Annotated in this window: 22 protein-coding genes; 4 read left to right on the top strand and 18 right to left on the bottom strand. The window is 68.0% G+C overall.

Translation table 11 applies throughout. The features are described 5' to 3' along the window. Positions 1-261: 261 nt before the first annotated feature. From C1H66_RS18345 to C1H66_RS18335, 3 genes are all read right to left on the bottom strand, one after another. On the bottom strand, positions 262-1029 hold the full coding sequence (locus tag C1H66_RS18345; protein WP_102629322.1) for an SDR family NAD(P)-dependent oxidoreductase: 768 nt from the start codon (positions 1027-1029) through the stop codon (positions 262-264). Positions 1030-1048: 19 nt separating this feature from the next. Then, positions 1049-2719, bottom strand: coding sequence for an AMP-binding protein (locus C1H66_RS18340; RefSeq protein WP_102629321.1), 1671 nt, complete (start codon positions 2717-2719; stop codon positions 1049-1051). Between the two features lie 232 nt (positions 2720-2951). Then, positions 2952-3521: a TetR/AcrR family transcriptional regulator gene (locus C1H66_RS18335; protein WP_102629320.1), complete on the bottom strand. Its 570-nt coding sequence runs from the start codon at positions 3519-3521 to the stop codon at positions 2952-2954. A 150-nt stretch (positions 3522-3671) separates the two neighbouring features. Here C1H66_RS18335 and C1H66_RS18330 point away from each other — a divergent pair, with 150 nt between their 5' ends. After that, a complete protein-coding gene (locus C1H66_RS18330) occupies positions 3672-4859 on the top strand; it encodes an acetyl-CoA C-acyltransferase (protein ID WP_102629319.1) in 1188 nt (395 codons plus the stop codon). Between the two features lie 44 nt (positions 4860-4903). Here C1H66_RS18330 and C1H66_RS18325 read toward each other — a convergent pair whose 3' ends face one another. Further along, on the bottom strand, positions 4904-5704 hold the full coding sequence (locus C1H66_RS18325) for an ABC transporter permease (protein WP_102629318.1): 801 nt from the start codon (positions 5702-5704) through the stop codon (positions 4904-4906). Continuing rightward, the gene (locus C1H66_RS18320; RefSeq protein WP_240618388.1) at positions 5695-6330 is read right to left on the bottom strand and encodes an ABC transporter ATP-binding protein; all 636 of its coding nucleotides are present in this window, start codon (positions 6328-6330) and stop codon (positions 5695-5697) included. Before C1H66_RS18320 ends, C1H66_RS18325 begins: the two co-directional genes overlap by 10 nt. A gap of 152 nt (positions 6331-6482) precedes the next feature. On the opposite strand from C1H66_RS18320, the gene arsB reads away from it, so the two are divergent. Both arsB and C1H66_RS18310 read left to right on the top strand, forming a co-directional pair. Further along, positions 6483-7562, top strand: a complete 1080-nt coding sequence (gene arsB / locus C1H66_RS18315) for an ACR3 family arsenite efflux transporter (protein ID WP_102629337.1) — start codon at positions 6483-6485, stop codon at positions 7560-7562. Positions 7563-7624: 62 nt separating this feature from the next. After that, positions 7625-8833 carry an MFS transporter gene (locus C1H66_RS18310; protein ID WP_102629336.1) on the top strand — a complete coding sequence of 403 codons (1209 nt, stop codon included), beginning with the start codon at positions 7625-7627 and terminating at the stop codon, positions 8831-8833. Between the two features lie 37 nt (positions 8834-8870). Here C1H66_RS18310 and C1H66_RS18305 read toward each other — a convergent pair whose 3' ends face one another. From C1H66_RS18305 to C1H66_RS18270, 8 genes are all read right to left on the bottom strand, one after another. After that, positions 8871-9167 (bottom strand): metalloregulator ArsR/SmtB family transcription factor, encoded by a 297-nt coding sequence (locus tag C1H66_RS18305; RefSeq protein WP_240618392.1) that lies wholly within the window; start codon positions 9165-9167, stop codon positions 8871-8873. Positions 9168-9295: 128 nt separating this feature from the next. Further along, positions 9296-10519 (bottom strand): organoarsenical effux MFS transporter ArsJ, encoded by a 1224-nt coding sequence (arsJ, locus tag C1H66_RS18300; RefSeq protein ID WP_102629315.1) that lies wholly within the window; start codon positions 10517-10519, stop codon positions 9296-9298. Beyond that, the gene (locus C1H66_RS18295; protein ID WP_102629314.1) at positions 10512-11576 is read right to left on the bottom strand and encodes an ArsJ-associated glyceraldehyde-3-phosphate dehydrogenase; all 1065 of its coding nucleotides are present in this window, start codon (positions 11574-11576) and stop codon (positions 10512-10514) included. Before C1H66_RS18295 ends, arsJ begins: the two co-directional genes overlap by 8 nt. 103 nt (positions 11577-11679) lie before the next feature. Then, a complete protein-coding gene (pstB, locus tag C1H66_RS18290; RefSeq protein ID WP_181423471.1) occupies positions 11680-12510 on the bottom strand; it encodes a phosphate ABC transporter ATP-binding protein PstB in 831 nt (276 codons plus the stop codon). Between the two features lie 32 nt (positions 12511-12542). Further along, positions 12543-13709, bottom strand: coding sequence for a phosphate ABC transporter permease PstA (gene pstA, locus C1H66_RS18285; RefSeq protein WP_102629312.1), 1167 nt, complete (start codon positions 13707-13709; stop codon positions 12543-12545). Positions 13710-13727: 18 nt separating this feature from the next. Continuing rightward, the gene (gene pstC, locus C1H66_RS18280) at positions 13728-14984 is read right to left on the bottom strand and encodes a phosphate ABC transporter permease subunit PstC (protein ID WP_102629311.1); all 1257 of its coding nucleotides are present in this window, start codon (positions 14982-14984) and stop codon (positions 13728-13730) included. Positions 14985-15091: 107 nt separating this feature from the next. Beyond that, complete coding sequence (locus C1H66_RS18275) at positions 15092-16117, bottom strand: substrate-binding domain-containing protein (protein ID WP_102629310.1); 1026 nt, start codon at positions 16115-16117, stop codon at positions 15092-15094. Between the two features lie 217 nt (positions 16118-16334). Next, a complete protein-coding gene (locus C1H66_RS18270; protein WP_102629309.1) occupies positions 16335-17519 on the bottom strand; it encodes a multidrug effflux MFS transporter in 1185 nt (394 codons plus the stop codon). 137 nt (positions 17520-17656) lie between these two features. Between C1H66_RS18270 and tal the strand changes: the two genes are divergently transcribed. Beyond that, positions 17657-18595 (top strand): transaldolase, encoded by a 939-nt coding sequence (gene tal / locus C1H66_RS18265; RefSeq protein WP_102629308.1) that lies wholly within the window; start codon positions 17657-17659, stop codon positions 18593-18595. 26 nt (positions 18596-18621) lie between these two features. On the opposite strand, the gene C1H66_RS18260 is transcribed toward tal, so the two are convergent. Genes C1H66_RS18260 through hrpA form a run of 5 tightly spaced genes read right to left on the bottom strand, consistent with a single transcriptional unit; the run spans position 18622 to position 26323 of the window. Then, the gene (locus C1H66_RS18260) at positions 18622-19131 is read right to left on the bottom strand and encodes an STAS domain-containing protein (protein WP_102629307.1); all 510 of its coding nucleotides are present in this window, start codon (positions 19129-19131) and stop codon (positions 18622-18624) included. Further along, positions 19118-20332 (bottom strand): PP2C family protein-serine/threonine phosphatase, encoded by a 1215-nt coding sequence (locus C1H66_RS18255; RefSeq protein WP_102629306.1) that lies wholly within the window; start codon positions 20330-20332, stop codon positions 19118-19120. Before C1H66_RS18255 ends, C1H66_RS18260 begins: the two co-directional genes overlap by 14 nt. A gap of 11 nt (positions 20333-20343) precedes the next feature. Then, positions 20344-21135, bottom strand: a complete 792-nt coding sequence (locus C1H66_RS18250; protein WP_102629305.1) for an MlaA family lipoprotein — start codon at positions 21133-21135, stop codon at positions 20344-20346. 56 nt (positions 21136-21191) lie between these two features. Next, positions 21192-22304 (bottom strand): beta-ketoacyl-ACP synthase III, encoded by a 1113-nt coding sequence (locus tag C1H66_RS18245; protein ID WP_102629304.1) that lies wholly within the window; start codon positions 22302-22304, stop codon positions 21192-21194. Then, positions 22301-26323: an ATP-dependent RNA helicase HrpA gene (gene hrpA / locus C1H66_RS18240; protein ID WP_370741308.1), complete on the bottom strand. Its 4023-nt coding sequence runs from the start codon at positions 26321-26323 to the stop codon at positions 22301-22303. Before hrpA ends, C1H66_RS18245 begins: the two co-directional genes overlap by 4 nt. Between the last annotated feature and the right edge of the window lie 15 nt (positions 26324-26338).

Raw genomic sequence — 26338 nt, 5'->3', positions numbered from 1 at the left:
GGCGGCAACCGCTTTCAAACATACGTTTTAAATTAGCCGTCGCATCACAAAGAGTCAAGCGTTCGTTTTACATTGCGCGCCAACCCCGGCATGCCGCGCGGCTATCCTCACAGACAGCGACCTGGACGAAAAGAGCCCGCCGCCGGCATTGCCGGGGGCGGGCTGGATAGGGTGACAAGATCGAGGCGCCTGTCGGCGCTACCGTCGTTTCACGACGGATCGCCCAGCGGAGCTGGGCTCCTACAAGGTTGGCGCTTCAGCTCACTGCATGCGGATGCCGCCGTCGAGGCGGATCACCTCGCCGTTGAGCATGGGGTTGGTGACGATCTGCTCGGCCAGGCGGGCGAACTCCGCGGGTCTGCCGAGTCGCTTGGGGAACGGCACGGCGGCGGCCAGGGCCTGGGCGGCCTCGTCGGGGATCTCGCTCATCATCGGCGTCTCGAACACCCCGGGGGCGATGGCCATCACGCGGATGCCGTGGCGCGACAGCTCACGGGCGGCGGGCAGGCTCATGCCCACCACCCCGGCCTTGGAGGCGCCGTAGGCGCACTGCCCCACCTGGCCGTCGAAGGCGGCGACCGAGGCGGTGTTGACGATCACCCCGCGCTCGCCGTCCTCGCCCGGCGAGTTCTTCGCCATGGCGGCGGCGGCCAGGCGCATGACGTTGAAGGTACCCACCAGGTTGATCTGGATGGTGCGGGCATAGGCGTCGAGGTCGGCGGGGTTGCCGTCGCGGTCGACCAGCTTGGCCACGCTGACCACGCCGGCACAGTGGATCACCCCGGCGAGCCCGCGGCCACCGCTTAGTGCGACCGCGGCATCGATGGCGGCCTGGATATCGTCGCCCGAGGTGACGTCGCCGCGCACCGCCCGGGCGCCGTCGCCGAGCCTCTCGGCGTGGGCCTCCACGGCCTCGCTGAGGTCGCAGAGCACCACGCGGCCTCCGCCGGCGACCAGGCGCTCGGCGGTGGCCGCCCCCAGTCCGGAGGCGGCGCCGGTGATCAGAAAGGTAGTGTCCTTCACTTGCATGTCGATTTCCTCGGGGTCGTCATCTGGCCGGGGCCGCTTCGGCCTTCTCGGCGGCATCGGCGCGCAGCTTGAAGCGCTGGATCTTGCCGCTGGGGGTCTTGGGCAGCACGTCGACGAACTCGATCACCCGCGGGAAGGCGTGGGTCGAGAGCCGTTCGCGCACCTGCTGGCGGATCTCGTCGGCCAGCGCATCGCTCGGCTCGAAGCCCTCGCGCAGCACCACGTAGGACTTGATGATCTCGCCACGGATCTCGTCGGGCTGGCCCACGGCGGCGGATTCGGCCACCGCCGGGTGAGTCATCACGCTGTTCTCCACGTCGGTGGGCCCGACCCGGTAGCCCGCGGTGGTGATGATGTCATCGTCGCGGCCGGCGAACTGGAAGGTCCCGTCCTCGTTGCGGATCACCACGTCACCGGTCAGGTAGTAGCCCTCGGCGAAGGGGTGCTTCTCCTGCCAAGTGTAGCCGGCGAAGAAATGCGCCGGGGACTTGGCGATATCCACCGCCAGCACGCCCGGCTCGCCCGGGGGCAGCTCGTGGTACTCGGCGTCGAGGATCGCCAGGCGGTAGCCCGGCATCGGCACGCCCATGGCCCCGACATGCTTGGGGTGGTCGAGCGCATGGTGGTTGCAGCAGGTCATGCCGGTCTCGGTCTGGCCGTAATGGTCCATCACCGGGCAGCCCAGGGCGCGCTCGACCCAGCTCACCACCTCGGTATTGAGCGGTTCGCCGGCGGAGCTCGCCACGCGCAGCTCGAGGGTCCCGCGGGCGCCGTCGAACAGCCCCGAGGCCTTCATCAGCCGGTAGGCCGTGGGGGCGGCGGCGAAGTTGGTGATGCGGTGGCGCTGCATGAACGCCATGGCGCCCTCGGCGCTGAAGCCCGCCTCGCAGAAGTGGGTGGTCACGCCCAGCAGCAGCGGACCGGCGATGGCGTAGTAGAGACCGTAGGCCCAGCCCGGATCGGCCATGTTCCAGAAGCGGTCGTCCGCACGCAGGTCGATGGCCAGCTCCATGTAGAGGGCGAAGGCCGGCATGCCGGCCAGCGGTACCGCCACGCCCTTGGGCTTGCCGACGGTGCCGGAGGTGAACATCTGCAGGAAGGGAGCGTCCGGAGCCAGCCGCGGCGGGCTGGCCTCGATCGGCGAGTGGGCCAGCGCCTCGGCCCAGTCCAGGTCGTCGCCGTGCTCGGCGCTCGGGCCGCCCACGGCGAGCACCGGCGGGCACCGGGTGAGCCCGTCGAACTTGAAGCGGTTGGCGTGATCGGTGATCACCAGCTTGGTGTCGGCACGCCCCAGGCGGTAGTCGACGGCGTCGGGCCCGAAGGCGGTGAACAGCGGCTGGTAGACCGCACCGATGCGCCAGGTGGCGAGCACCGCCACCAGCAACTGCGGCGAGCGTGGCAGCATGCAGGCGATACGGTCGCCCACACCCAAGCCACGCTCGGCGAACCAGCCGGCGAGCCTGGCGCTCTCGGCTTCCAGTTCGGCGTAGCTCAGCTTGTTGACCCGGCCCTCGGTGTCCTCGTGCACCAGTGCGAGGACATCGCCGCGGCCGGCACGCAGGTGGCGCCCGCAGCACGACTCGAAGGCGTTGGCCTTGCCGTCGCGATGATCGTCCAGCCGCGCGATGACGTCATCCACGCTGAAGGTCTCGAGGTAGGCCCGGTACTCGGGAGTCGTCGCTGTGCTCATGTCATGCCCTCACGGATGCTTGTGCTTGTTGTCGGCAGAGAATGTCGGCGATCGTGTGACCGTGGCGCTGGCGTAGGCGCCAACCTTCTGGTTAGATGCAGTTGACGTAAGCGTCAACCTAGCAAGCGCTTGGTACAAGCTAGAGGCTCTCGCGGAAGGGAGCAACCCCTGAACGGGCAGAAGGGACTAGACGATGGTCGAGCGTGGCGGGCCGCAAGCCCCGTGAATGGCCTCAGGTGGCGGGACGGGAGATCATGGCGACCAGCTCGCGGGCCAGGTCATCCGGCGAGCGCGCCCCCGACGGGTCGTACCAGCGCACCGTCCAGTTCAATGCCCCCATGACGAAGCGCGAGACCAGGAAGCGGTCGCCATGAATCAAGCCGGCGGCCAGGGCCTCGTCGATGACCTCTTCCCACAGTGCCTCGTAGGCGTCGCGCAGGTGGCTCAGGTGGTCCCGGGCCGCGGTGTCGAGGCGCCGCCACTCGTAGAGTGCCACCACATGGGCGTTGCGGTCGGTGAGCAGGGTCTCGAGATGCGCGCGGGCCATGGCATGCAACCGCGCCTCCGGCGTGTTGTCGCACTGTTGAAGGGTCTCGCGTGCGATGGCCAGGGCGTTCTGGGTGCCCTCCTCGATCACCGCGGCGAGGATCTCCTGCTTGTCGCGGAAGTGATGGAAGAGGCTGCCGGACTTGATGCCCATCTCCTGGGCCAGCATGCGCACCGTGGTCCGGTCGAAGCCCTCCTGGACGAACAGTTGGGCGGCCTGGCGGGTGAGTTCCTTGCGGCGCGGGGAGTCATTCATTACATTCATCGACGTTTACACTAGCGCTTGCTTGGTTGACCCTGAGAAAACCACAGCCCCGACGGCAGGTCAACGCGACCTGGCCGCCGGGCCGGCAACTCGTATAACGATAATCGCACCACTCGCACTGCTACTCCGGGAGTATCCACCATGAGCCAGTCCAACGATATCGTCTTCCTCTCCGCCGCCCGCACCCCCATGGGCGGCATGCTCGGCAGCCTCTCCAGCCTCACCGCGCCACAGCTCGGCGCCGCCGCCATCCGCGCCGCCATCGAACGCGCCGGGATCGCCCCCGATGCCATCGACGAAGGCATCCTGGGCTGCGTGCTGCCGGCCGGCGTCAAGCAGGGCCCGGCCCGCCAGGCGATGCGCCAGGCCGGCATTCCCGATGGCATCGGCGCCACCACCATCAACAAGCTGTGCGGTTCGGGCATGAAGGCCACCATGCTGGCCCACGACCTGATCCGCGCCGGCAGCGGCGAGCTGATCCTCGCCGGCGGCATGGAGTCCATGTCCAACGCGCCCCATGTGCTGACCAGGGCGCGGACGGGCTATCGCCTTGGCCACGGCGAGCTCAAGGACCATATGTTCCTCGACGGCCTGGAGGACGCCGAGACCGGCAAGCTGATGGGGGTCTTCGCCCAAGAGGTCGCCAGTTCCCGCGACTACAGCCGCGAGCGCCTCGACGACTTCGCCATCGCCTCGCTGGAGCGCGCCATGGCGGCCACCAACGCCGGCCACCTGGACGCCGAGATGGTGCCGGTCACGGTCACCACTCGCCAGGGCGAGAGCGTGGTGAATCACGACGAGCAGCCGTTCCAGGCCAAGCTCGACAAGATCCGCTCGCTGCGCCCGGCCTTCGCCAAGGAGGGCACCATCACCGCCGCCAACTCCAGTTCGATCTCCGACGGCGCGTCGGCGCTGATCCTGGCCAGCCAGGCGGCGGCCGACAGGCTCGGCGCGAGGCCCATCGCGCGGATGCTCGGCCACAGCACCCACTCCCAGCACCCCAGCGAGTTCACCATCGCCCCGGTGGGGGCCATCGACAAGCTGCTGAAGACGCTCGACTGGCGCGTCGGTGACGTCGACCTGTTCGAGATCAACGAGGCCTTCGCCGTGGTCACCCTGCTAGCCATGGACGGGCTCGACATTCCCCACGACAAGGTCAACGTCTTCGGCGGCGCCTGCGCCCAGGGCCACCCCATCGGCTCCACCGGCTCGCGGATCATCGCCACCCTGATCCATGCCCTGCGCACCAGGGGCGGCAAGCGCGGCATCGCCAGCCTGTGCATCGGCGGCGGCGAGGCCACCGCGGTGGCGGTCGAACTGGTCGACTGATCGCGACCCGCTCCTGTCCGGCGCCCGCCTTGCGGCGGGCGCCGCTATTTCGGCACCGCCAGCCGATCCAGCCGTAGCCGCTCACGCCCATCGAATAGCCGCCGGCTGCCCGCCGCCACCGCGGCCAGGGTACCGAAGCCGGTGCCCAGGGTGATGGTGAACATGATCAGGATCTGGTACTTCACCGCCAGCGCCGGCGGGCTGCCGGCGAGTATCTGGCCGGTCATCATGCCCGGCAGGCTGACCACCCCGGCGGCGGCCATGGCGTTGATCATCGGCATCAGGCCGCTGCGCATCGCCTCGCGGCGGATGTCGCCGATCGCCTCCTTCCAGCGCTGGCCGAGCATCAGCCGGTTCTCGATCACCGCGCGCTGACGCCAGGCGGTCTCGGTAAGACGATCGAGCGCCAGCGCCACCCCGGTCATGGTATTGCCGAGCATCATGCCCAGCAGCGGAATCGCATACTGGGGACGGTACCAGGGCTCGGGGCCGATGATCACCGTCAGGGTCAGCACGGTGACGGTGAACGACGACAGGAACATCGCCACCGTGCCGATGCCGAAGGCCCAGCCGCCGAGCAGCCGGCGCTTCTGGCGCGCCATCACCTCGCGCCCGGCGATCAGCAGCATGCCCAGCGCCATCAAGGCCACCCAGTGCAGCCGCTCTGCCGCGAACAACGCCTCGAGCACCAGGCCGACCAGCGCCAGCTGGATCACGGTGCGCGCCGCGGCGACGAGCAGGCTGCGGCTCATGCCCAGTCGCGCCGCCGCCATGCAGCCGGCGAGCGCCACCACCATCAGTGCCGCCAGGGCCAGTTGCCACCAGGAGAGCTCGATCACGTCCATGCGGCCTGCTCCTCTTCCACCAGGCCACCGCCATGGATCCGCAGGTGACGCCTCGCCACCCGACCGATCTGCGCCCGGTCGTGGGCGACCCAGATCACCGGCCAGCCGCGCTCGCGCACCCTTTCCACCAGCCAGGCCTCGACGCGCCTCGCGGTGGCGTCGTCCAGGTTGGCGGTGGGCTCGTCGAGCAGCAGGGCCGCCGGCTCGCGACACAGCGCCCGCAGCAGCGCCAGGCGCTGCTTCTCGCCCGACGAGAGCCGGCTCACCTGCCACCCCAGCACCTCCCGGTCGAACCCCAGGGCCTCGAGATCGCGATCACCGGGGTCGGCAAGGTGCTCGCCGACGCCGTCGGCCCACCAGTGGCTCTCCGCCGGCACCAGCATCACCCGCCGGCGCCAGCGGTGACCCGGTACCGCCGACTGGGCCAGCTCGCCCAGCCACACCTCGCCGCGGTGGGGCTCGAGGTCGGCGACGGCGCGCAGCAGCCGGCTCTTGCCCGCGCCACTGGCCCCGGAAAGACAGAGGATCTCGCCGGGCTCGACGGCCAGATCGACACTCTCGAGCTCGCCGATCCCCAGTCGATCGAGTCGCAGGGAGTCGGTGGCGGGCGGTGCGGTGGCGGACAAGGAGCCTCCCGATGACGGTGACTGGCATGCGAGACCGATCATAGCAGCGCCATGCGATCGATGTGGCTCGACGAGCCGATCGATTGAAGACATATGGAAAGGCATATATTCTGTTCGCACTTCATCTCCAACCGACGGTAGCACCCATGACCATGACGCCCCGCTCCAGCACGACGGCACCGAGCTCCGCCGAGGGCATGGGCCTGTTCGAGCGCTTTCTCTCCCTCTGGGTGGCGCTGGCCATCGTCGCCGGCGTGCTGCTCGGCCAGTTCGCCCCGGCGATTCCCGAGACCCTGTCGCGCTTCGAGGTCGCCCAGGTGTCGATCCCGGTGGCGGTGCTGATCTGGGCGATGATCTTTCCGATGATGGCGCAGATCGACTTCGCCGCCGTGCTCGGCGTGCGCCGCCAGCCCAAGGGACTCGTCATCACCACCACGGTGAACTGGCTGATCAAGCCCTTCACCATGTTCGCCATCGCCTGGCTGTTCCTGATGGTGATCTTTCGCCCGTTCATTCCCCAGGAACTGGCCAGCCAGTACCTGGCCGGCGCCATCCTGCTCGGCGCGGCGCCCTGCACCGCCATGGTCTTCGTGTGGAGCTTCCTGACCCGCGGCGATGCCGCCTACACCCTGGTGCAGGTGGCGCTCAACGACCTGATCATGCTGTTCGCCTTCGCGCCCATCGTGGTGTTTCTGCTCGGCGTGTCGAACATCCAGGTGCCCTGGGACACGGTGGCCCTGTCGGTGGTGCTCTACATCGTGATTCCCTTGGCCGCCGGCTACCTGACCCGCCGCACCCTGATCGCCCGCCACGGCCCCGACTGGTACGACAACGTCTTCATGAAGCGCGTTGGTCCAGTCACACCTGTTGGACTCATCATTACCCTGGTGCTGCTGTTTGCCTTTCAGGGAGAGGTGATTCTCGAGGCGCCACTGCATATCGTGCTGATCGCCATCCCGCTGATCCTCCAGACCTTCCTGATCTTCTTCATCGCCTATGGCTGGGCCAAGGCCTGGCAGGTGCCCCACAACGTGGCCGCCCCCGGGGCGATGATCGGCGCCAGCAACTTCTTCGAGCTGGCGGTGGCCGCCGCCATCGCGCTGTTCGGGCTGCAGTCCGGGGCGGCGCTGGCCACCGTGGTGGGCGTGCTGGTGGAGGTGCCGCTGATGCTGGCGCTGGTGCGCATCGCCAACGCCACCCGAGACCGCTTTCCCGAGCCGTCGAGTCGCTGAATCGGGAAACCCTCGACTCAGGGAGCATTGCCTTGCCGCCCCCCGAAGGCGAGGATGAGGCGATGAAGACTTCCCCGTGGCAACGATACCCGCTGGCCGTCATCGTCCTGGCCCAGCTCTGCGGCACCTCGCTGTGGTTCAGCGTCAACGGCGTGGGACTGTCGCTGTCCCGCGACCTGGGGCTCTCCGAGGCCGATCTGGGTCGCTTGACTCTGACGGTCCAGGCCGGCTTCATCGTCGGCACCCTGACCATCGCCGCCACCGGGCTCGCCGACCGCTTCCGCGCCAGCCGCATCTTCGCCGCCTCCTGCCTGGCCGGCGCCCTGGTCAACGGCGGTTTCGTGCTGGCGGCGGCTCATCCGCCTCTCGACTTGCTGCTGCGCTTCGCGACCGGGCTCTGCCTGGCCGGCATCTATCCGCTGGGCATGAAGCTGGTGATCGGCTGGACGCCAAGGCACACCGGCGCGGCACTCGCCTGGCTGGTCGGCATGCTCACCCTGGGCACCGCCCTGCCCCACCTGCTGCGGGGCTCCACCCTGGGGCTGCCCTGGGAGTGGCCGCTGCTCGGCGCCTCGACCCTGGCCCTGGTGGGCGGCGCCATGGTCCTCGCCCTGGGCGACGGCCCCCACCTGCCCCCACCGGGCGGCAAGGTTCGACTGCTCGATGGTCTCGCCGCCCTGCGCGAGCGGCGCTTTCGTGCCGTGGCCGGCGGCTACTTCGGCCACTGCTGGGAGCTCTACGCCTTCTGGATGCTGACCCCCTTCCTGGTCATGCGCGAGGTCGAGCGACTCACCGCGCCACCGGGTCTGGTCTCCTGGCTGTCGTTCGGGATCATCGCCCTGGGGCTCATCGGCTGCGTGGGCGGCGGCAGCCTGAGCCGCCGGCGGGGCAGCCTCTGGGTGGCGCGCCGGGCCCTGGCCACCTCGGGGATGATCTGCCTGGCCTACCCCCTGCTGCCCGGGGCACCCCCCGAGCTGTTGCTGGGTCTGCTCGGCGTGTGGGGACTGACCGTCATCGCCGACTCGCCGCAGTTCTCGGCCCTGGCCGCGGCCACCGCGCCACGGGAGCGGATCGGCTCGACCCTGGCGGTGATGAACGCGGTGGGCTTCGCCCTGACCATCCCGGCGATCTCGCTGACCACCACGCTGTGGAGCCTGCAGGGCACCTGGGTGCTGTGGTGGCTGCTGCCGGGACCGCTGCTCGGACTCCTGGCGCTGCGCGGCCTCATGGAGCTCGAAGCCCATCCCGATGCCGGCACGCCCACACGCTGAGACCGGGGCGCGGCGTCACCAGTCGTGACGTCCTCGCTCAGCACAAGGCCAGGCGTCGCTCGGGGCGATTCCCCATGTCCCCGAGCCGCGACCGACATTCGCCGAGCCTGGCCGCCTCGCCCTGCGCGGCGGCCTGCAGGGTGGTGATCGCCCAGCCGGGGAGCCCGGGCGCGAGGCTGTAGTAGACCCACTGCCCCTCGCGGCGGTCATTGAGCAGGCCACAGCGGCGCAGCTGCGCCAGGTGCCGCGATACCTTGGGCTGGGACTGCTCCAGGGCATGGGTCATCTCGCAGACGCAGAGCTCCTCCTCGACCTGGATCAACAGCAGCAGCATCAGGCGGGTGTCATCCGCCAGGCACTTGAAGAAGCGAACCGGTTCCAGCAGTGTCAAGGCAGTCTCCACCACGGTGATCGATCCCTGTCATTCTACGGGAAGGGGGCACAGGCCGACAGCGGCCCGCTTCATGCGTGCTGGCGCGGCAGCGCCAGGGCCAGCGCCGCACTGGCCACCACCAGCGCCGCCGAGATCCACAGGCAGGCGGCAAGCCCGAAGACCTGGTAGACCCAGCCGGAGAGCAGCGTGCCCAGCAACCGGCCCATGGCGTTGGCCATGTAGTAGAAGCCGACGTCCATGGAGACGCCGTCGGCCCGGGCGTAGTGCACGATCAGGTAGCTGTGCCAGCTGGAGTTGATGGCGAACAGCACGCCGAAGGCCAGCAGCCCCGCCACCAGCCAGCCCACCTGGGCCAGCGGCAGCAGCGCCAGCAGTGCCGGCAGGCCGGCCAGCGCCAGGGCCCAGAACACCGTGACCCCGCGTGCCCCGCCCTTGACCAGGCCGGTGAGGCGCGGCGCCTGGGTCTGCACGCCGCCGTAGCCGATCACCCAGATCGCCAGCAACCCGCCCACCGTCCAGTGGCTCCAGCCGTGCTGCTCAAAGAGGAAGACCGGCAGGGCCACCACGAACCACACGTCGCGCGAGGCGAACAGGCAGAGCCGCGCCGCCGCCAGCACGTTGATGGCCCGCGACTTGGAGAACACCTCGCGGAACTTCGGCTTGTGCTTCTGGCGCCCCAGGTCGGCCTTGAGGCGCACCAGCGACAAGCCCAACACACCCACGAGCATCAGCGCCATGACGCCGACCGCGCCTTGAAAGCCGATCAGGGTCAGCAGCAGGCCGCCGAGGAAGAAGCCGGCGCCCTTGAGGGCGTTCTTCGAGCCGGTGAGGATCGCCACCCAGCGGTAGAGGGCGCTGCCGGCGCTGGGGCTGTCCTTGGGCACCAGCACCTTGACCGCGCTCTTGGCGCTCATCTTGTTGAGGTCCTTGGCGATCCCCGAGAGTGCCTGGGCGGCCATCACCCAGGGCACGGTGAGCGCCGCGGCGGGCACCATCAGCATGGCCAGCGCGACGATCTGCAGGCCAAGGCCCATGTTCATGGTGCGATTGAGCCCCAGGCGCGCGCCGAGCCAACCGCCCACCAGGTTGGTGACCACGCCGAAGGCCTCGTAGAAGAGGAACAGCAGCGCCACTTCCAGCGGCGAGTAGCCGAGCTGGTGGAAGTGCAGCACCACCAGCATGCGCAGGGCGCCGTCGGTCAGGGTAAAGGCCCAGTAGTTGCCGGTGATCAACAGGTACTGGCGGACCTCGACGGGCAGCCCGCGCAGCCGAGCGGCAAGGGATTCAGCCACGGCCTACCTGCACCCTCTCTACCTGTCCCCGCCCCACCTTCAGGGCCAGCTCGGCGGTGCGGTTGGCATAGCCCCACTCGTTGTCGTACCAGGCGTAGAGCTTGAGCTGGGTACCGTTCACCACCATGGTGGAAAGGGCATCGATGATCGAGCTGCGCGGGTCGGTGCGGTAGTCGATGGAGACCAGCGGGCGCTCCTCATAGCCCAGGATGCCGGCCAGTTCGCCCTCGGCCGCGGCCTTCAGCGCCGCGTTGACCTCCTCCACCGTCACCTCGCGCGCGAGTTCGAAGACCATGTCGGTGAGCGAGGCGTTGGCCAGGGGCACGCGGATGGCATGGCCGTTGAGCCTGCCGGCGAGTTCGGGGAAGATCTCGGTGATCGCCTTGGCAGACCCGGTGGTGGTGGGAATCAGGCTCATGCCGCAGGCCCGCGAACGGCGCAGGTCGGGTTTGCGGGGAGAGCTCGGGGCATCGAGGATGACCTGGGTGTTGGTGATATCGTGCACCGTGGTCATCGAGCCGTGGCGGATGCCGTAGGTCTCGTGGATCACCTTGACCACCGGCGCCAGGCAGTTGGTGGTACAGCTCGCCGCGGTGACGATGCGATGCGCCGCGGGGTCATACAGGTCGTCGTTGACGCCCATCACCACGTTGAGCACGCCCTCCTCCTTGATCGGCGCACTGACCACCACCCGCGCCACGCCCTGATCCAGGTAGGCCTGCAGCTTCTCGCGGGTCTTCAGCTTGCCGGAGCACTCGATCACCACATCGCAGCCCGACCAGTCGCTGTCGGTGGTGGCAACATTGGCGCTGAAACCGATCCGCTTGCCGTCGATGACGATGGCGTCCTCCTCGGCGGCGATGCCCTGCCCCGGCGACCAGTGGCCATGCACCGAGTCGAACTCCAGCAGGTGGGCGAAGGTGGCAACGTCGCCGCCCGGGTCGTTGATGCGGCCGATCTCGACCTCGCCGGCCTCGACGCGGGGCCAGAGGCTGCGCAGCGTCAGCCGTCCGATGCGCCCGAAGCCGTTGATACCGATAAGCAGCGGTTGAGACATGGGTCCTCTCCGAGGTCATATATGAGGTTCCATATATACTATCAGCCTGTGTCCGTTGCATGACAGCCTGATCCAAGCAGCGTCGCCCACTCCGGCCAGACTCTTATCCGTAACGTCCGGTGATGTAGTCCTCGGCCTTCTTGGTGGCCGGGTTGGAGAACATGGTCTTGGTGTCGTTGTACTCGATGATCTCGCCCAGGTGGAAGAAGGCGGTGTAGTCGGCCACCCGCGCCGCCTGCTGCATGTTGTGGGTCACGGTGACGATGGTGAACTGCTGCTTGAGCTTGTCCATCAGGTCCTCGATGGTCGCCGTGGAGATCGGGTCGAGGGCCGAGGTGGGCTCGTCCATCAGGATCACGTCGGGCTGCACGGCGATGGCCCGGGCGATGCACAGGCGCTGCTGCTGCCCCCCCGAGAGCGAGGTGCCCGGCTGCTGCAGCTTGTCCTTCACCTCCTCCCACAGGCCGGCGTCGCGCAGCGCCCTTTCCACCAGCTCGTCCTGCTCGGCCTTGCGACCGACCAGGTCGTGCATGCGCGGCGCATAGGCGATGTTCTCGTATATCGACTTGGGGAAGGGATTGGGCTTCTGGAACACCATGCCCACCCGGCGGCGCAGCGCCACCTCGTCCATCTTCGCGGTATTGACGTCGTGACCGTCCATCTCCACCAGCCCCGCGATGCGCACCCCGGGAATCAGGTCGTTCATGCGGTTGAGGCAGCGCAGGAAGGTCGACTTGCCACAGCCCGAGGGACCGATCAGCGCCGTGACATTCTTCTCGAAGATGTCGATATCGAGGCCCTTGAGGGCCTGGCTCTGGCCGTACCAGAGGCTGAGATCGCGCACGCGGACGCTCAGGTCGTGGCAGGCCTCTTCGTTGCGGGTATGCGGTTGTCCGACCGCGGGGGTCTTGCCATGGCGGGGAGCGGCTTGCATGTTCATGTCGATGTCCTCTGTGACGCGCTGGCTCACCAGCGACGCTCGAATTTCTTGCGCAGTACCACGGCGGCGGCATTCAGGAAGATCAGTATCGAGAGCAGCACCAGGATGCCGCCGGCGGTCTTCTCGACGAAGGCGCGGTCGGGCTCGCCCGCCCAGGTGAAGATCTGTGCCGGCAGCACCGTGGCGGCCTGGGTGAACGACGCCGACACATCGGGAATGAAGGCCACCATCCCGACGATGATCAGCGGCGCGGTCTCGCCCATGGCCTGGGCCAGGCCGATGATCGAACCGGTCATGATGCCCGGCATGGCCAGGGGCAGCACATGGTCGCGCACCACCTGCCAGCGCGAGCAGCCCACCCCGAAGGCGGCGTGGCGGATCGAGTCGGGCACGCTGCGCAGCGCCGTGCGGGTGGCGATGATGATCACCGGCAATGTCATCAGCGCCAGTGTCATGCCGCCCACCAGCGGGGAGGAGCGCGGCACCCCGAAGAAGTTGATGAAGATCGCCAGGCCCAGCAGGCCGAACAGGATCGAGGGGATCGCCGCCAGGTTGTTGATGTTGATCTCGATGACCTGGGTCAGGCGGTTGTCCGGGGCGAACTCCTCCAGATAGAGCGCCGTCATCACGCCGATGGGAAAGGCGATGGCCAGGGTCACCAGCATGGTCATGACGGTGCCCACCGCGGCCGCCAGGATGCCCGAACTCTCGGCCATCTTGGAGTCGCCACGCGAGAAGAAGGTGGTGTTGAACTTCAACGTCACCCGGCCGCTCTCGGCCAGCTCGTCGACCACCTCACGCTCCGCCTCGCTGAGCTTGTTGCGATGTCCCTTCAGGTACTGGTCCACCTCACCCTTGGCCAGTACCCAGCGCTGCTCGCTGGTGCCGAGCAGGTCGGGGTCGTCGCGCAGCATCCCCGGGATCAGACGTTCGAAGCTGCGGCTGACGATCCGCGAGACTTCGGGATCCATGGCCGCGCGCCCCATGCGGCTTGCCTCCTCGTTGTAGTCCAGCTCCACCTGCACGTAGGCCTGCTGGAAGGCCGGCAGGCCCTTGCTGAGCATGTCGGCGAAGAAGAGCACCAGGAACAGGCCGGCCAGTCCCAGGGCCCCCATGGAGATCCACTTCAGTCGCGCCGACTTGCGGTGGCGCCTCTTGAGCTGGGCGCTGATCTCGTCGAAGGATTGACTCATCGGGGCGGTTCCTCGGCGTTACAGGTTGTTGACGCGGTACTTCTCGCGGAAGCGGCGGATCATGAGCACCGACACCAGGTTCAGGCTCAGGGTGACGCCGAACAGCACCAGCCCCAGGGCGAAGGCGGACAGCGTCTCGGCACTCTCGAACTCCAGGTCACCGGTCAGCGCCGCGACGATGCGCACCGTCACCGTGGTCATGTCTTCCAGCGGATTGGCGGTGAGGTTGGGCCGCATGCCGGCCGCCATCACCACGATCATGGTCTCGCCAAGCGCCCGGGAGACCGCCAGCAACGAGGCGGAGATGATGCCGGGCAGTGCCGCCGGGATGACCACGTCGCGAATCGTCTCGCCCTTGGTCATGCCCAGCGCCAGGGAGCCCTGACGCATGCTGTCGGGCACCGAATTGATGACGTCGTCGGAGAGCGAGGAGATGAACGGGATGATCATGATGCCCATCACCACGCCCGGTGCCACGGCGTTGTTGAACGACGCATCCAGACCCAGGGCACCCGCCACCTTCACGATGATCGGCGCCACCGTGATGGCGGCGAAGAAGCCGTAGACCACGGTGGGGATGCCCGCCAGCACCTCGAGGGTGGGCTTGGCCAGGGTACGCACGCGCCTCGGGGCGAACTCGGCCATGTAGATGGCCGCCAGCAGCCCGATGGGAATGGCCACCAGCATGGCGATGGCGGTGATCATGAAGGTGCCGGCGAACAGCGGCACCGATCCGAACTGGGCGGCGCTCCCCCCCTCGGCGGCACGACCGGCCGCCGCCAGGAAGCTGGCGCCGGGGTTCCAGACGGTGCCGGTGATGAAGTCCCAGAAGCTGTGCATCTGGAAGAAGCGCAGCGCCTCGAAGACGATGGAGAAGAGGATGCCGAAGGTGGTGAAGATCGAGATCAGCGCGGCACCGACCAGGATCCAGCGGATGACCCGCTCGATGGCCTGCCGGGCGTGGAAGTCCGGATGCACCCGGTTCATGCCCACCATCAGGCCGATCGCGGCCACCCCCAGGCTGCCGGCCAACAGGTAGGGCGTCGGGATCTCGGCGCCCAGCAACAGCAGCAGGAAGCCGCCCACGGCGCTGACCAGCAGGGCGGGACCGGCGGTGGCCAGCACGGCGAACCAGGCGTACTGGTCGGGCTGGGCATACATGGCCGTGCCGGTGGCGCGCACCCGCGCGGCCTTGGCACGCCCCAGGAAGAAGGCTATCAGACCCAGCAGCAGCAGGGCGCCGCTGAACAGTGCCAGGAGTTGGTTGGTCTGCATAGGATTCTCTCGGTGAATGGCAACGGCAGGCAGCCTGCCGTAACGTGCGACGGCCGGCAGCCTCGGGCTGCCGGCCAGGTCAGGCGTCCCTGCCCGAGACGTGCGTCTTACAGATCGGCGACCTGCAGGACGGCGCGCTCGGTGACCTTCTGACGGGCCACCTCGCGCTCGGCTTCGGGCAGCGGGATCAGGCCGAGGTCCATCAAGTAGCCGCCGTCACCGATCATGGTCTCGGAGACGAACATCTCGACATACTCGTACAGCGGCGGCACTTCCTCGGCGTGCTGGTTCTTCACGTAGAAGAACAGCGAGCGCGCCACCGGGTAGTCGCCGGCGCTGATCGCCTCGGCGTCGGGTGCCACGCCATCGATGCTGGTACCGATCAGGGTGTCGGGGTTCTCGACCAGGAAGGAGTAGCCGAAGATGCCGAAGGCGTTGGTGTCCTCGCTCAGGCGCTGGACGATCAGGTTGTCGTTCTCGCCGGCGTCGATGTAGGCGCCGTCGGAGCGCACCTCGGTGTAGCCCTCACCGCCGTAGGCTGCCATGTCCTCGGAGACGACTTCCATCACCAGCTCCTCGAAGGCGTCGCGGGTACCGGAGGTGCTGGGCGGGCCATAGATGGAGATGTTGCGGTCCGGCAGGGAGGCGTCGATGTCGCTCCACTTGGTGTAGGGGTTGTCGACCAGTTCGCCATCCACGGGCACCTTGGCGGCCACGGCCAGGAAGAGCTGCTCGAGGGTCAGGTCGAGCTCGTCGTTGGTGCTGGACTGGGCCAGCACGATGCCGTCGGAACCGATCTTCACCTCGGTGACATCGGTCACGCCGTTCGCTTCGCAACGCTCCACCTCGGAGGCCTTGATGCGACGCGAGGCGTTGGAGATGTCCGGAGTGCCCTCACCCACGCCGTTGCAGAACAGGCGGATGCCGCCACCGGAGCCGGTGGACTCGATCACCGGGGTCGGGTAGCTGGTCACGGCACCGAACTCCTCGGTGACGTAGCTGGCGAACGGGTAGACGGTGCTGGAGCCGACGATGCGGATCTGGTCGCGGGCCTGGGCGACACCGACCACGCCCATGACGGTGGCAGCGATGACCGTGGTCTTGAATGCACGGCTCTTGAGGATGCGGTTCATGCGAGTCACTCCTGTCGATGGAAAGGTGTCTGGCCTTCTCACGGCACACATTGCCGGAGCCGCATGACAGCTTCATGACAGGGCGAAAGGAACGTAACGACGAGTGACTGACGGTGGTGGTAGACCGCCGCTTCAGACCAGCACCCCCAGCGCCACGAGGGCGCAGAGGGCGAGCGAGCAGCCCTGCAGCCAGCGGCGATCGAGCCAGGCCAGTGCCTCAGGCATGCACCGGCCTACCCGCCAGGGTCCTCAGTCCCAGGTTGCCGACCAGCGACGCCACCAGCATGGTCAGCACCATGGGCCAGAGGCTTTCGATCTCGAAGGCCCCCACCATCACCCCCGCCAGGGCGGCGGCGCCGAACTTGATGCCCCCCATCAGCGCCGTGGCCGTGGCACTCATGTGGCCGAAATGGTCGAGCAGCGCCGACATGGCGTTGGGGGTGATCAGGCCGATCATGCCGGCATAGACCATGATCACCAGCACCACCACGAACAGCGAGGCGGCCCCTGCCGCCGCCGCCACCGCCAGGACAGTGGCCGCCGCCAACTGCACGGTGAGCCCCAGATGCAGGTTCTGCTGTGGCGAGCGACTCTTCAGCAAATGAATGTTGAGGCGGTTGGAAAGGGCGATCACCACCACATTGACGCCGAATACCAACGGGTAAATGGCCGGCGAGAGGCCGAAATGCTCCAGATAGAGGTAGGGCGATGCAGTGACGAAGGCGAACAGGCCGCCGAAGGAGGCCGCCACGGCACAGATGTAGCCCATGCCCTCGCGATGGCGAAACACACTGGCGTAGTTGAGCAGTACCTGACGCGGCGAGGCCGCGGGCAGGTTCGGATCACGGGTCTCGGGCAGCCGGGTGCTCATCAGCCACAGCAGGAAGGCGGCATAGACGGCCAGGAAGACGAAGATCAGCCACCAGTCCGCCAGGTAGAGGAGCCCACTGCCCACCACCGGCGCCACCAGTGGTGCCAGCATCATGATCATGACCATGGTCGACATCACGCTTGCCGCCTCGCGGCCGCTGAAACAGTCGCGCACGATGGCCGCCGAGTTGACCACGCAGGCACCGCCCCCCAGTGCCTGGACGAAGCGCCAGACGAGCAGTTCGGACAGCGAGTCGATGGTGGTGATCGCCAGGCTCGCCAGCAGGAACACCACCAGCCCACCGAGCAGTACCGGCTTGCGCCCCAGTCGATCGGAGAGCGGGCCGAAGAGCAACTGGCCGATGGCGAACCCCGCCAGGAAGACACTGATCGACAGCTCGGTATGATGAATGCTGGCCCCCACACTGGCGGCCAGTGCTGCCATGGCGGGCAGATAGGCATCGATGGCGAAGGGGGCCAACGCCGTGTTGGCCGCCACCAGTATCGCCACGCGTCGCGCATTGAGGCTCAAGGGATCTCCTTTCCGCAAGTCAGCGAGTTTTTGATAGGAAGCTAATGATAACCCATCACGGTGTCGCCTGCCGGTGTCTGTTCCCGCTCTCACAGCCTTGTTACAGTGGAATCATCTTAACCAAGGAGCCAGGCCCAATGGCAGACGATCTGCTTTCGCAACTCAAGAGCATGACCACGGTAGTGGCCGACACCGGCGACATCGAGGCCATTCGGCGCTTCCAGCCCACCGATGCGACGACCAATCCCTCGCTGATCCTCCAGGCCGCCCAGCAGGAGACCCGCCGCGCACGGCTGCAGGAGATCGCCCGTCAGGCCACCGACCTCGACGACGCCCTGGACGCGGTGGCCGTCGAGATCGGCAGCGAGATCAGCGAGCTGGTGCCGGGCTACGTCTCCACCGAAGTCAGTGCTCGGCTCTCCTTCGACACCGAGGCCACCCTGGTCCGGGCCCGTGCGCTGATCGAGCGCTACGACCGCCACGGCGTCGGCCCCGAGCGTATCCTGATCAAGGTCGCCTCCACCTGGGAGGGCATCCGCGCCGCGCGTCAACTCGAACGCGAGGGTATCCGTACCAATCTCACCCTGCTGTTCAGCCTCACCCAGGCCCAGGTCTGCGCCGATGCCGGCGTGACCCTGGTCTCGCCCTTCGTCGGCCGCATCCTCGATTGGCACAAGGCCCGTGACCCCGACGCGGACTTCGCCGGCGATCGCGACCCGGGCGTGCGGTCGGTCAAGAGCATCTACGAGCACTACAAGGGCCACGGCTACGAAACCGTGGTGATGGGGGCGAGCTTCCGCAACGCGGGCGAGATCCTGGCCCTGGCGGGTTGTGACCGCCTGACCATCTCCCCTTCCCTGCTCGGCGAACTGGCCGAGACCCGGGGCACCCTGGAACGACGCCTCGTGCCACTGGATGCCGAGACGCATGCGCCGGAGCCACTGGACGAATCCGAATTCCGCTGGGCGATGAACGAGGATGCCATGGCCACCGAGAAGCTGGCCGAAGGCATCCGCAAGTTCATGGACGATCAACGCAAGCTCGAGGCCCTGCTGGGAGAGCTGCGCCGGGGGTAATCGCGCCGGCGCCGCTGGGGCTGGGGTCAGTGCTGGTGCGAGGCGGCCTCCTGGGCCTCGAGCATCTCCACGAGAGGCTGGAATTCCTCGCGGTTGTGCTCGTTCATGTGCATCAGGATACGGTGCGCCTCGAGGATGCGATGGCGCAGCCCCTCCTCGTCGGCGGGCACTTCGGGGAGGTCGCTGAGCTCGCAGGGTTCGGTGATCGGCGACTCCACCAGGGTGAAATAGCGCTCGAAGCCCATGACGTCGAGCATGCGCTGGACATCGGGATGGTCGGCGACGATGGTGGGTGGCTGCTCGAGCTTGCCCTGCACGGCCATGGCCACCTTGGCGAGAAACCCCAGGGCCGTGGAATCCACGTTGGTGGCTTCACGCAGGTCGATCATCACCGCCCGGAGGCCGGGGGTTTGGGAGAGCCGCTGTGCCTGGCTGTCCAGGGTGGCACAGAGTGTCAGCCGCACGTCGCCGCACAGCTTGAGCACGAAGACCCCGGAGTCGAACGCCGCCTGGATGCGGCCTTCATGAATCATCATTGCCAAATCCGCTCAACATCATGATCGTCAGGTCGTCAGGCAGTTTTTCCAGCCCCGGGCCGTCCTCGACGACGGTCTCATCGTCGGCGGGCACGTCACCCAGGGCCAGGCTGCCCCGCAGGTCTTCCAGCGTCGCGCTGGCCTGTACCCGCTGCTCGAGCTCCCTGAGCCGCATGTCGAGCGTCTCGCCCGGCAGGCACTCCAGTATTCCATCCGAACACAGCCACAGACGGAAGTTCTCCGGCAGCGGGCACCCCAGGGGGGGATACTCGACACCCGGGAACAGCCCCACCGGCATGCCCTCACCGGGCAGCGGATGGACCTCGCCATTCGCCACCATCAACGGCATGGGCAGCTGTGCGCCCAGCGAATAGTGCAGATAGCGGCGCTCCAGGTCAATCACTCCGACGAACAGGGTGGCGTGCTTGCCGATGCCGGTGTCCAGCAGCTCGCGGTTGAGTTCCGCCAACCAGCGCGGCGCCAACTGCTCCGGCCGGGTGCCATCCCATTCGCCCTGCCAGCGATTGGAGAGATACTTCAACAGCACCGTGACGAAGGCCGACGAGGCGCCATGGCCCGACACATCGGCGAAGTAGAAGAGGATGAAGCGCTCATCGAAGCGCTGGAAATCGAGAAAATCCCCCGACAGATAGAGCGACGGGGCCAGCCAGTAATCGCAGGACACGCCGCCGACCACCTGGGGCCTCGGCGGCAGCAGCTTGCGCTGGATCTGGCCGCCGGCCTGCTGGTCCAGGCGCAGCATCGCCAGGTGGGTCTCGAGGCTCTCGTTGAGGTCCCCCAGGTGCTCGTTGAGCTGGGCCAGACGCTCGCGATCCTCGGCCCGTTCCTGGGCCAGCCGGTGCAGCTCGATCGCCTTGCGGATCATTCGTCGCAGCAGTTGCCCGTGACGCAACGGCTCGACGATATAGTCGACCAGCCCGGCATCCACCGCCTTGAGCAGGTCCGCCTCCAGTCGCTTGTCGCTGACCACCAGGGTCGGCAGACAGGCGTTGAGACGGGCCCAGTCGCGGCTGGGGACCGCACGGGCATGGGCCACCACCAGTGCCGTCTCCGGTGGCAGGTCATCCATGCTGTCGGCGGCGAACACCGCCAACCCATCCCGGGCGATGGTTTCGGCCAGCGCATCCCTGGCCTCGCCCGGAACATCGATCACTCCAATCAGCTGCTTGGGACGGTCCATGCCGGGGTGCCTCAATCGGCGAAAGCGCCGTCGTCGAAATCCGCATCATCAAACTCGAAGTCGAACTCGTCGCTGGCGAAGGGGTCATCGCCCAGTTCGCCGTCGCTGACCTCGAAACGCCGTCGCTGCAGCCAGGCATCGCGGATGAAACTATAGCGATCGCCACGGATCAGCTCTTCCTGATCCAACAGGCCGGCCCGTGTATCCACTATCCTCAATCCGGTCAGCCCGTAGCGCACCTTGTCGTCCTCCACATAGGTGACGGGATAAGTGTACATGTCCAGCGGCAAGCCGGCAGTATCACGTACGGTACTCGGCCCGAGGAAAGGCAGCACCAGATAGGCCCCTTCACCCACGCCCCAGGCACCGAGCGTCTGGCCGAAATCCTCCTCGCGGCCGGTGATCTCCATATGGGTGGCGAAGTCCCACAGGCCGCCGATGCCCACCGTGGTGTTGATCAAGAAGCGTGAGGTGGCGATGCCGGCATTCCCCGGCTTGCCCTGCAATACACTGTTGAGTGCGGTGCGGATCTCGCCGAGGTTGGAGAAGAAGTTGCCCACCCCGGTCTGCACCGGCTGCGGCGTGACGCGGCGATAGCCCCGCGCCACCGGCTTCAGCACCGCCCGGTCCAGGGCGTCGTTGAAGACGAACACCCGGCGATTGAACCCCTCCCAGGGGTCGTCGGGGTGACGCTCCTCCACCGCAGCGGTACTGGCACAACCGGCCAGCAGCACCACCGCCAGCAGCGTCGACAGGCGGCGACCACTCCCTTCCCACCCCTTACCGCTTTCCTCGCACTTCATTGCATGCTCCATCCCTGGCCGCTTGACGTATCCCGCATCTCGATGTCCGTAAGCCCTCACCGGCGGCGCACCACCACGCTGCCGGCGCTGTAGCCCGCGCCGAAAGAGCAGACCACACCGAGAGCGCCGGGGGCAAGATCCCCGCGATGCAGGTGAAAGGCGATGATCGAGCCTGCCGAACTGGTGTTGGCATAACGATCGAGAATGATCGGAGCCTGCTCGGGGCTCGGGTCGTGGCCCAGCACGCGGCGGGCGATCAGGTCGTTCATATGGCGGTTGGCCTGATGCAGCCACAGCCGCGCGAGGTCGTCTCCCGCCAGCCCGAGGCTCGCCAGGTGGTCGGTGATCAGTGCCGCCACCATGGGACAGACCTCCTTGAATACCCGCCGGCCCTCCTGGACGAACAGCTTGTCCGGCGCCCGGGGATCGCTGTCGGTGACCCGGTCGAGGAAACCGGCGTTGTTGCGGATGGCATTGGAGAAGCGCGTCACCAGCCGGGTGCCGAGGACTTCGAAGCGGCTCTCGCCGGTGGCCAGCTCGTCACTCTCCAGCACGACGGCGGTGCAGGCATCACCGAAGATGAAGTGGCTGTCGCGATCGCGGAAGTTGAGATGCGCCGAGCAGATCTCCGGGCTGACCACCAGGGCCCGACTCGCGTTGCCGGCACGGATCGCATTGGCCGCGCTTTCGATGGCGAAGGTCGCCGAGCTGCAGGCCACGTTCATGTCGAAGGCGTAGCCGCCGGCACCGAGCGCCGCCTGCAGCTCCACCGCGAGGGCCGGATAGGGGCGCTCCAGGTTGGAGCAGGCGACGATCACCAGGTCGATGTCGGCGGCATCGACCCCGGCGCTCTCGAGCGCCTGCCCGGCCGCGGCAATGCCCATCTCGCACTGGATCGAGGGCTCGTCGTTGCTGCGCCGTGGCAGGCGCGGGCGCATGCGCTCGGGGTCGAGGATGCCCTCGGCGTCGAGCACGTAGCGATTGAGAATGCCCGACGCCTTGACGATGAAGTCGCTGCTCGAATAGTCGAGGCGCTCTTCGACGCCCGCCTCGGCACGACGGGCGTTCTCCGCCTCCACCCAGGCATTGAACGCGGCCACCAGGGCATCGTTGTCGATGGCGTGCTCCGGTGTGAAGAGTCCGGTGCCGGTGATCACCACGTGGGTCATGCTGTTCTCCCTGTGAGCTCTGCCCAGCGCTTCTCGAGCCGCTTGACCGAGACCGGAAATTTCGTGCCCAACTGCTGGGCGAAGAGCGAGACCCGCAACTCCTCGATCCACCAGCCGAACTCCACCAGCGCCGGATTCTCGATGCCCCCGCGGCGCTCGCTCTCGCGGCGGGCGGCCAGACGCTGTTCGAATGCCTGGACCTCCTGCATGTGCATCTGGTCGCGCATGCGCTCCCGCGGGGCCTTCTCCAGGCGAACCAGCGCCGCCTCCATGTAGCGCGGATACTCCTCGAGCCACGCCCCGGCCTCGCCGACGAAGCCGGGATGCACCAGCCGTTGCATCTGTGCCTTGAGATCACTGTATACCAGCGCCAGGGCCAGGTTCAGGTTGCCCTTCAACGCCTTGGTCACCGCCAGATGCCCCTTCAGCGCCGCCTCCAGGGTCGCCAGTCGTGCCTCGGCCCGTGGTATCAACTCGGCCCGGGTCTCGTCGAGGCGCGCCTCGAGCTCGGCCGCCGAGCGCGGCAGCGGCGCCACCGCGACCACCTGGCGGAACACCGCCGTGACCAGGTCCTCGCTGAGCCGACGCTTGCTGCCCACCTTGGCGAACAGCAACGCACAGGTATCGAGGCCCTTGAGCTTCTCGATCGCACGCACCTGATCGGGCAGGCGACGCATCGCCAGTCGCACCACACCATCGCGGTGGGCCTCCCGGGCCTTGTCGGGATGGTCGAAGAGCTCGACTCGGAAACGCTCGCCGTCGGGCACCAGGGCCGGGTAGGCCTCGACGCGAATCCCGGCCTGGGTGGTGACCCGCGACTCGGGCAGTGCCACCTCTGGCAGCTCGTCGACCGGCGCCTCGAGCCTCGCCTCCTCGGCCAGCGCCCGGGCGCCCTGCCCCGCCGCCGCCTCGAAACGACGCTCCAGCTCGCGTGCGTCGCGCCCCTGACCAAGCGCCTTGCCGGCATGATCGACCACCCTGAGGTTCATCACCAGGTGCGGCTCGAGTTGATCCGGCTGCCAGTCGTCGGGATGAACCCGCACCCCGGTACGGCGGCGCAGGAACTCGCCCAGGGCCTCGGTGAGCGGCACGTCATCGGGAACGAGCGTCTCCAGCGCCGCATCGACCCAGTCGGGAATCGGCACCACCTGGCGGCGCATCGCCTTGGGCAGCGATTTCATCAGCGCGATGCACTTATCGCGCAACAGGCCCGGCACCAGCCACTCGAGGCGTGCCAGCGGCAACTGGGGGAGCATCGCCGCCGGTACGGTCAGCGTCACGCCATCGTCGGGGGCGCCGGGCGCGAAGTGATAGGCAAGCGGATAGCGCACCCCGTTAAGCGACAGCTCATCGGGATACTGTGCCTCGGTGACCTCCTCGGCCTCCCGGGCCAGCAGGGCGGCGCGGTCGAACTTGAGGAGGTCGGGGGCATCGGCCTCGGCTCGCTTGCGCCAGGCCTCGAAGCCCTTGCCGTTGTGGATCGCCTCGGGGATTCGCTCGTCGTAGAAGGCGAACAGCGTCTCCTCGTCGACCAGGATGTCGCGGCGCCTGGCACGGTCCTCGAGCTCCTCGACCTCCTCGACCAACGCCCGGTTATGGGTGAAGAACTCGCCCCGGGTACGGAACTCGCCCTCGACCAGCGCCCGGCGGATGAACAGCTCCCGCGACTCCTGCGGGGCGATCGGCCCGTAGTGCACCTTGCGCCCGGCGACGATGGGCAGGCCGAACAGGGTCACCTGCTCGCTGGCCACCACCTGGGCCCGCTTCATCTCCCAGCGGGGCTCGCTGTAGGCGCGCTTGACCAGGTGGCCGGCCAGTGGCTCGATCCACTGGGGGTCGATCCTCGCCACGGTGCGGGCGAAGAGCTTCGTGGTCTCGACCAGTTCGAAGGCCATCAGCCACTTGGGCGACTTCTTCGCCAGGCCCGAGCCCGGGTGGACGAAGAACTTGCGATTGCGCGCCCCCAGGTACTCGCGGTTCTCCGTGAGCAGCCCCAGGTGCGAGAGCAGCCCGGTGAGCAGTGCCTGGTGCAGCCGCACGGCGCTCTCGCGGCGCGCCTGCTCGTCCTCGCCCCCGCTGTCGGACTCGGGGCGGGGCGCCGGCGGCGGCGGCACCTCGATCTCCATGTCGCGCAGCAGCTGACGCAGCTGGCGGAAGGTATCGTGCCACTCGCGCAGGCGCAGGTAGTTCAGGTAGTGATCGCGGCACCAGCGCCGCAGGCGGTTGCCGGAGAGCTCCTCGCGGGCCGCCTCGAAGCCGTGCCAGAGGTTGAGCAGGGCGACGAAGTCGGAGTCGGGATCGTGCCAGCGGCGGTGCGCCTGGTCGGCGGCCTCTCGCTTGTCCGCCGGGCGGTCGCGGGGGTCCTGCACCGCCAGCGCCGAGACCACGATCAGCACCTCGCGCAGGCCGCCCTGCTCGGCGCCGGCCAGCACCATGCGCGCCAGCCGCGGGTCGATGGGCAACCGGGCCAGCTTGCGGCCGATCGGGGTCAGGCGATTGCGCTCGTCCACCGCGCCGAGTTCGAACAGCAGCCGGAAGCCGTCGCTGACGAAGCGCGAGTCGGGCGGGTCGACGAAGGGGAAGTCCTCGATGTCACCGAGCGTCAGCGACAGCATCGACAGGATCACCGAGGCGAGGTTGGTGCGGCGGATCTCGGGGTCGGTGAACGCGGGCCGGGCGAGGAAGTCCTCCTCGTCATAGAGGCGGATGCAGACCCCCTCGGCGACGCGGCCACAGCGCCCCTTGCGCTGATCGGCACTGGCCTGGCTGACCGCCTCTACCGGCAGACGCTGGATCTTCGCCTTGTAGCTGTAGCGGCTGATGCGCACCAGACCCGGGTCGATCACGTAGCGGATGCCCGGCACGGTGAGCGAGGTCTCGGCCACGTTGGTGGCCAGCACGATGCGTCGCCCGGCGTGGGGCGCGAAGACCCGGTTCTGCTCGGCGTTGGAGAGGCGCGCGTAGAGCGGCAGGATCTCGGTGCCCTTGAGGTCGGCGCGGCGCAGGGTGTCGGCGGTCTCGCGGATCTCGCGCTCGCCGGGCAGGAACACCAGGATGTCCCGGGGGCCATGGAACCAGCGCTGCTCGCGCTCGATGGCCTCGAGCTCCTCCACCGCGTGGAGGATGCCCTCCTGCAGGGTGCGGTCTTCCTCGTCGTCGGCCTCGCGCACCAGTGGCCGATAGCGCACCTCCACCGGGTAGGTTCGCCCCGAGACCTCGACCACCGGCGCCGGTCGCGGCGTGCCGTCGTTCCCCGGCAGGGCGAAGTGCGCGGAGAAGCGCGCCACGTCGATGGTCGCCGAGGTGATGATCACCTTGAGGTCGGGGCGGCGCACCAGCAGCCGCTTGAGGTAACCGAGCAGGAAGTCGATGTTGAGGCTGCGCTCGTGGGCCTCGTCGATGATGATCGTGTCGTAGCGCGTCAGGTCCGGGTCGTGACGGGTCTCGGCCAGCAGGATGCCGTCGGTCATCAGCTTGACCAGGGTGTCGTCGCCGGTCTGGTCGGTGAAGCGCACCTGGTAGCCCACCTGCTCGCCCAGCGGCACGGCCATCTCCTCGGCCAGGCGCGCGGCCACCGAGCGAGCCGCCAGGCGCCGCGGCTGGGTGTGGCCGATCAGCCCACGCCGGCCCAGCCCGAGTTCCAGGCAGAGCTTGGGCAACTGGGTGGTCTTGCCCGAACCGGTCTCGCCGGCCACCACTACCACCTGGTGGTCCCGCAGCGCCGCGAGGATCTCGCCGCGGCGCTCGGCCACCGGCAGCGCCTCGGGGTACTCGAGGGTCACCGGGATGGCAGCGCGACGGGCCACCGCCTGGTGCGAGCGCTCCAGCGCCTCGCGCACCTGGCCGAGCCCCCGGTCCACCGGCTTGCCCTCCTTCAGCCGCCGGGCAAGACCGCGCAGGCGCCTGTCCAGGGTCGGCACATCGCGCAGCATGGCGTCATCGAGCCCCCGGCGCAGGGCCTGGAGATCGTCGGCGGCAGACAGCTTGGCGGGGTCCTGCGGTCGGGTAACGATGGTCACGGTGGGCTCGATCGA

Source organism: Halomonas heilongjiangensis, from assembly GCF_002879645.1.
Lineage (GTDB): Bacteria > Pseudomonadota > Gammaproteobacteria > Pseudomonadales > Halomonadaceae > Halomonas > Halomonas heilongjiangensis.
Note: the sequence above shows the minus strand (reverse complement) of the source record. Positions and strands in the feature narration are given on the sequence as shown.

Coding starts and splice junctions, on each gene's coding strand:
- C1H66_RS18245 (WP_102629304.1), bottom strand. CDS start 22,304: ATGACCCACGTGGTGATCACCGGCACCGGACTCTTCACACCGGAGCAC.
- C1H66_RS18335 (WP_102629320.1), bottom strand. CDS start 3,521: ATGAATGACTCCCCGCGCCGCAAGGAACTCACCCGCCAGGCCGCCCAA.
- C1H66_RS18275 (WP_102629310.1), bottom strand. CDS start 16,117: ATGAACCGCATCCTCAAGAGCCGTGCATTCAAGACCACGGTCATCGCT.
- C1H66_RS18305 (WP_240618392.1), bottom strand. CDS start 9,167: ATGCTGCTGCTGTTGATCCAGGTCGAGGAGGAGCTCTGCGTCTGCGAG.
- pstC (WP_102629311.1), bottom strand. CDS start 14,984: ATGCAGACCAACCAACTCCTGGCACTGTTCAGCGGCGCCCTGCTGCTG.
- C1H66_RS18325 (WP_102629318.1), bottom strand. CDS start 5,704: ATGGACGTGATCGAGCTCTCCTGGTGGCAACTGGCCCTGGCGGCACTG.
- arsB (WP_102629337.1), top strand. CDS start 6,483: ATGACGCCCCGCTCCAGCACGACGGCACCGAGCTCCGCCGAGGGCATG.
- pstA (WP_102629312.1), bottom strand. CDS start 13,709: ATGAGTCAATCCTTCGACGAGATCAGCGCCCAGCTCAAGAGGCGCCAC.
- C1H66_RS18250 (WP_102629305.1), bottom strand. CDS start 21,135: ATGAAGTGCGAGGAAAGCGGTAAGGGGTGGGAAGGGAGTGGTCGCCGC.
- C1H66_RS18295 (WP_102629314.1), bottom strand. CDS start 11,576: ATGTCTCAACCGCTGCTTATCGGTATCAACGGCTTCGGGCGCATCGGA.
- C1H66_RS18255 (WP_102629306.1), bottom strand. CDS start 20,332: ATGGACCGTCCCAAGCAGCTGATTGGAGTGATCGATGTTCCGGGCGAG.
- C1H66_RS18340 (WP_102629321.1), bottom strand. CDS start 2,719: ATGAGCACAGCGACGACTCCCGAGTACCGGGCCTACCTCGAGACCTTC.
- C1H66_RS18330 (WP_102629319.1), top strand. CDS start 3,672: ATGAGCCAGTCCAACGATATCGTCTTCCTCTCCGCCGCCCGCACCCCC.
- C1H66_RS18260 (WP_102629307.1), bottom strand. CDS start 19,131: ATGATGATTCATGAAGGCCGCATCCAGGCGGCGTTCGACTCCGGGGTC.
- pstB (WP_181423471.1), bottom strand. CDS start 12,510: ATGCAAGCCGCTCCCCGCCATGGCAAGACCCCCGCGGTCGGACAACCG.
- C1H66_RS18345 (WP_102629322.1), bottom strand. CDS start 1,029: ATGCAAGTGAAGGACACTACCTTTCTGATCACCGGCGCCGCCTCCGGA.
- tal (WP_102629308.1), top strand. CDS start 17,657: ATGGCAGACGATCTGCTTTCGCAACTCAAGAGCATGACCACGGTAGTG.
- C1H66_RS18310 (WP_102629336.1), top strand. CDS start 7,625: ATGAAGACTTCCCCGTGGCAACGATACCCGCTGGCCGTCATCGTCCTG.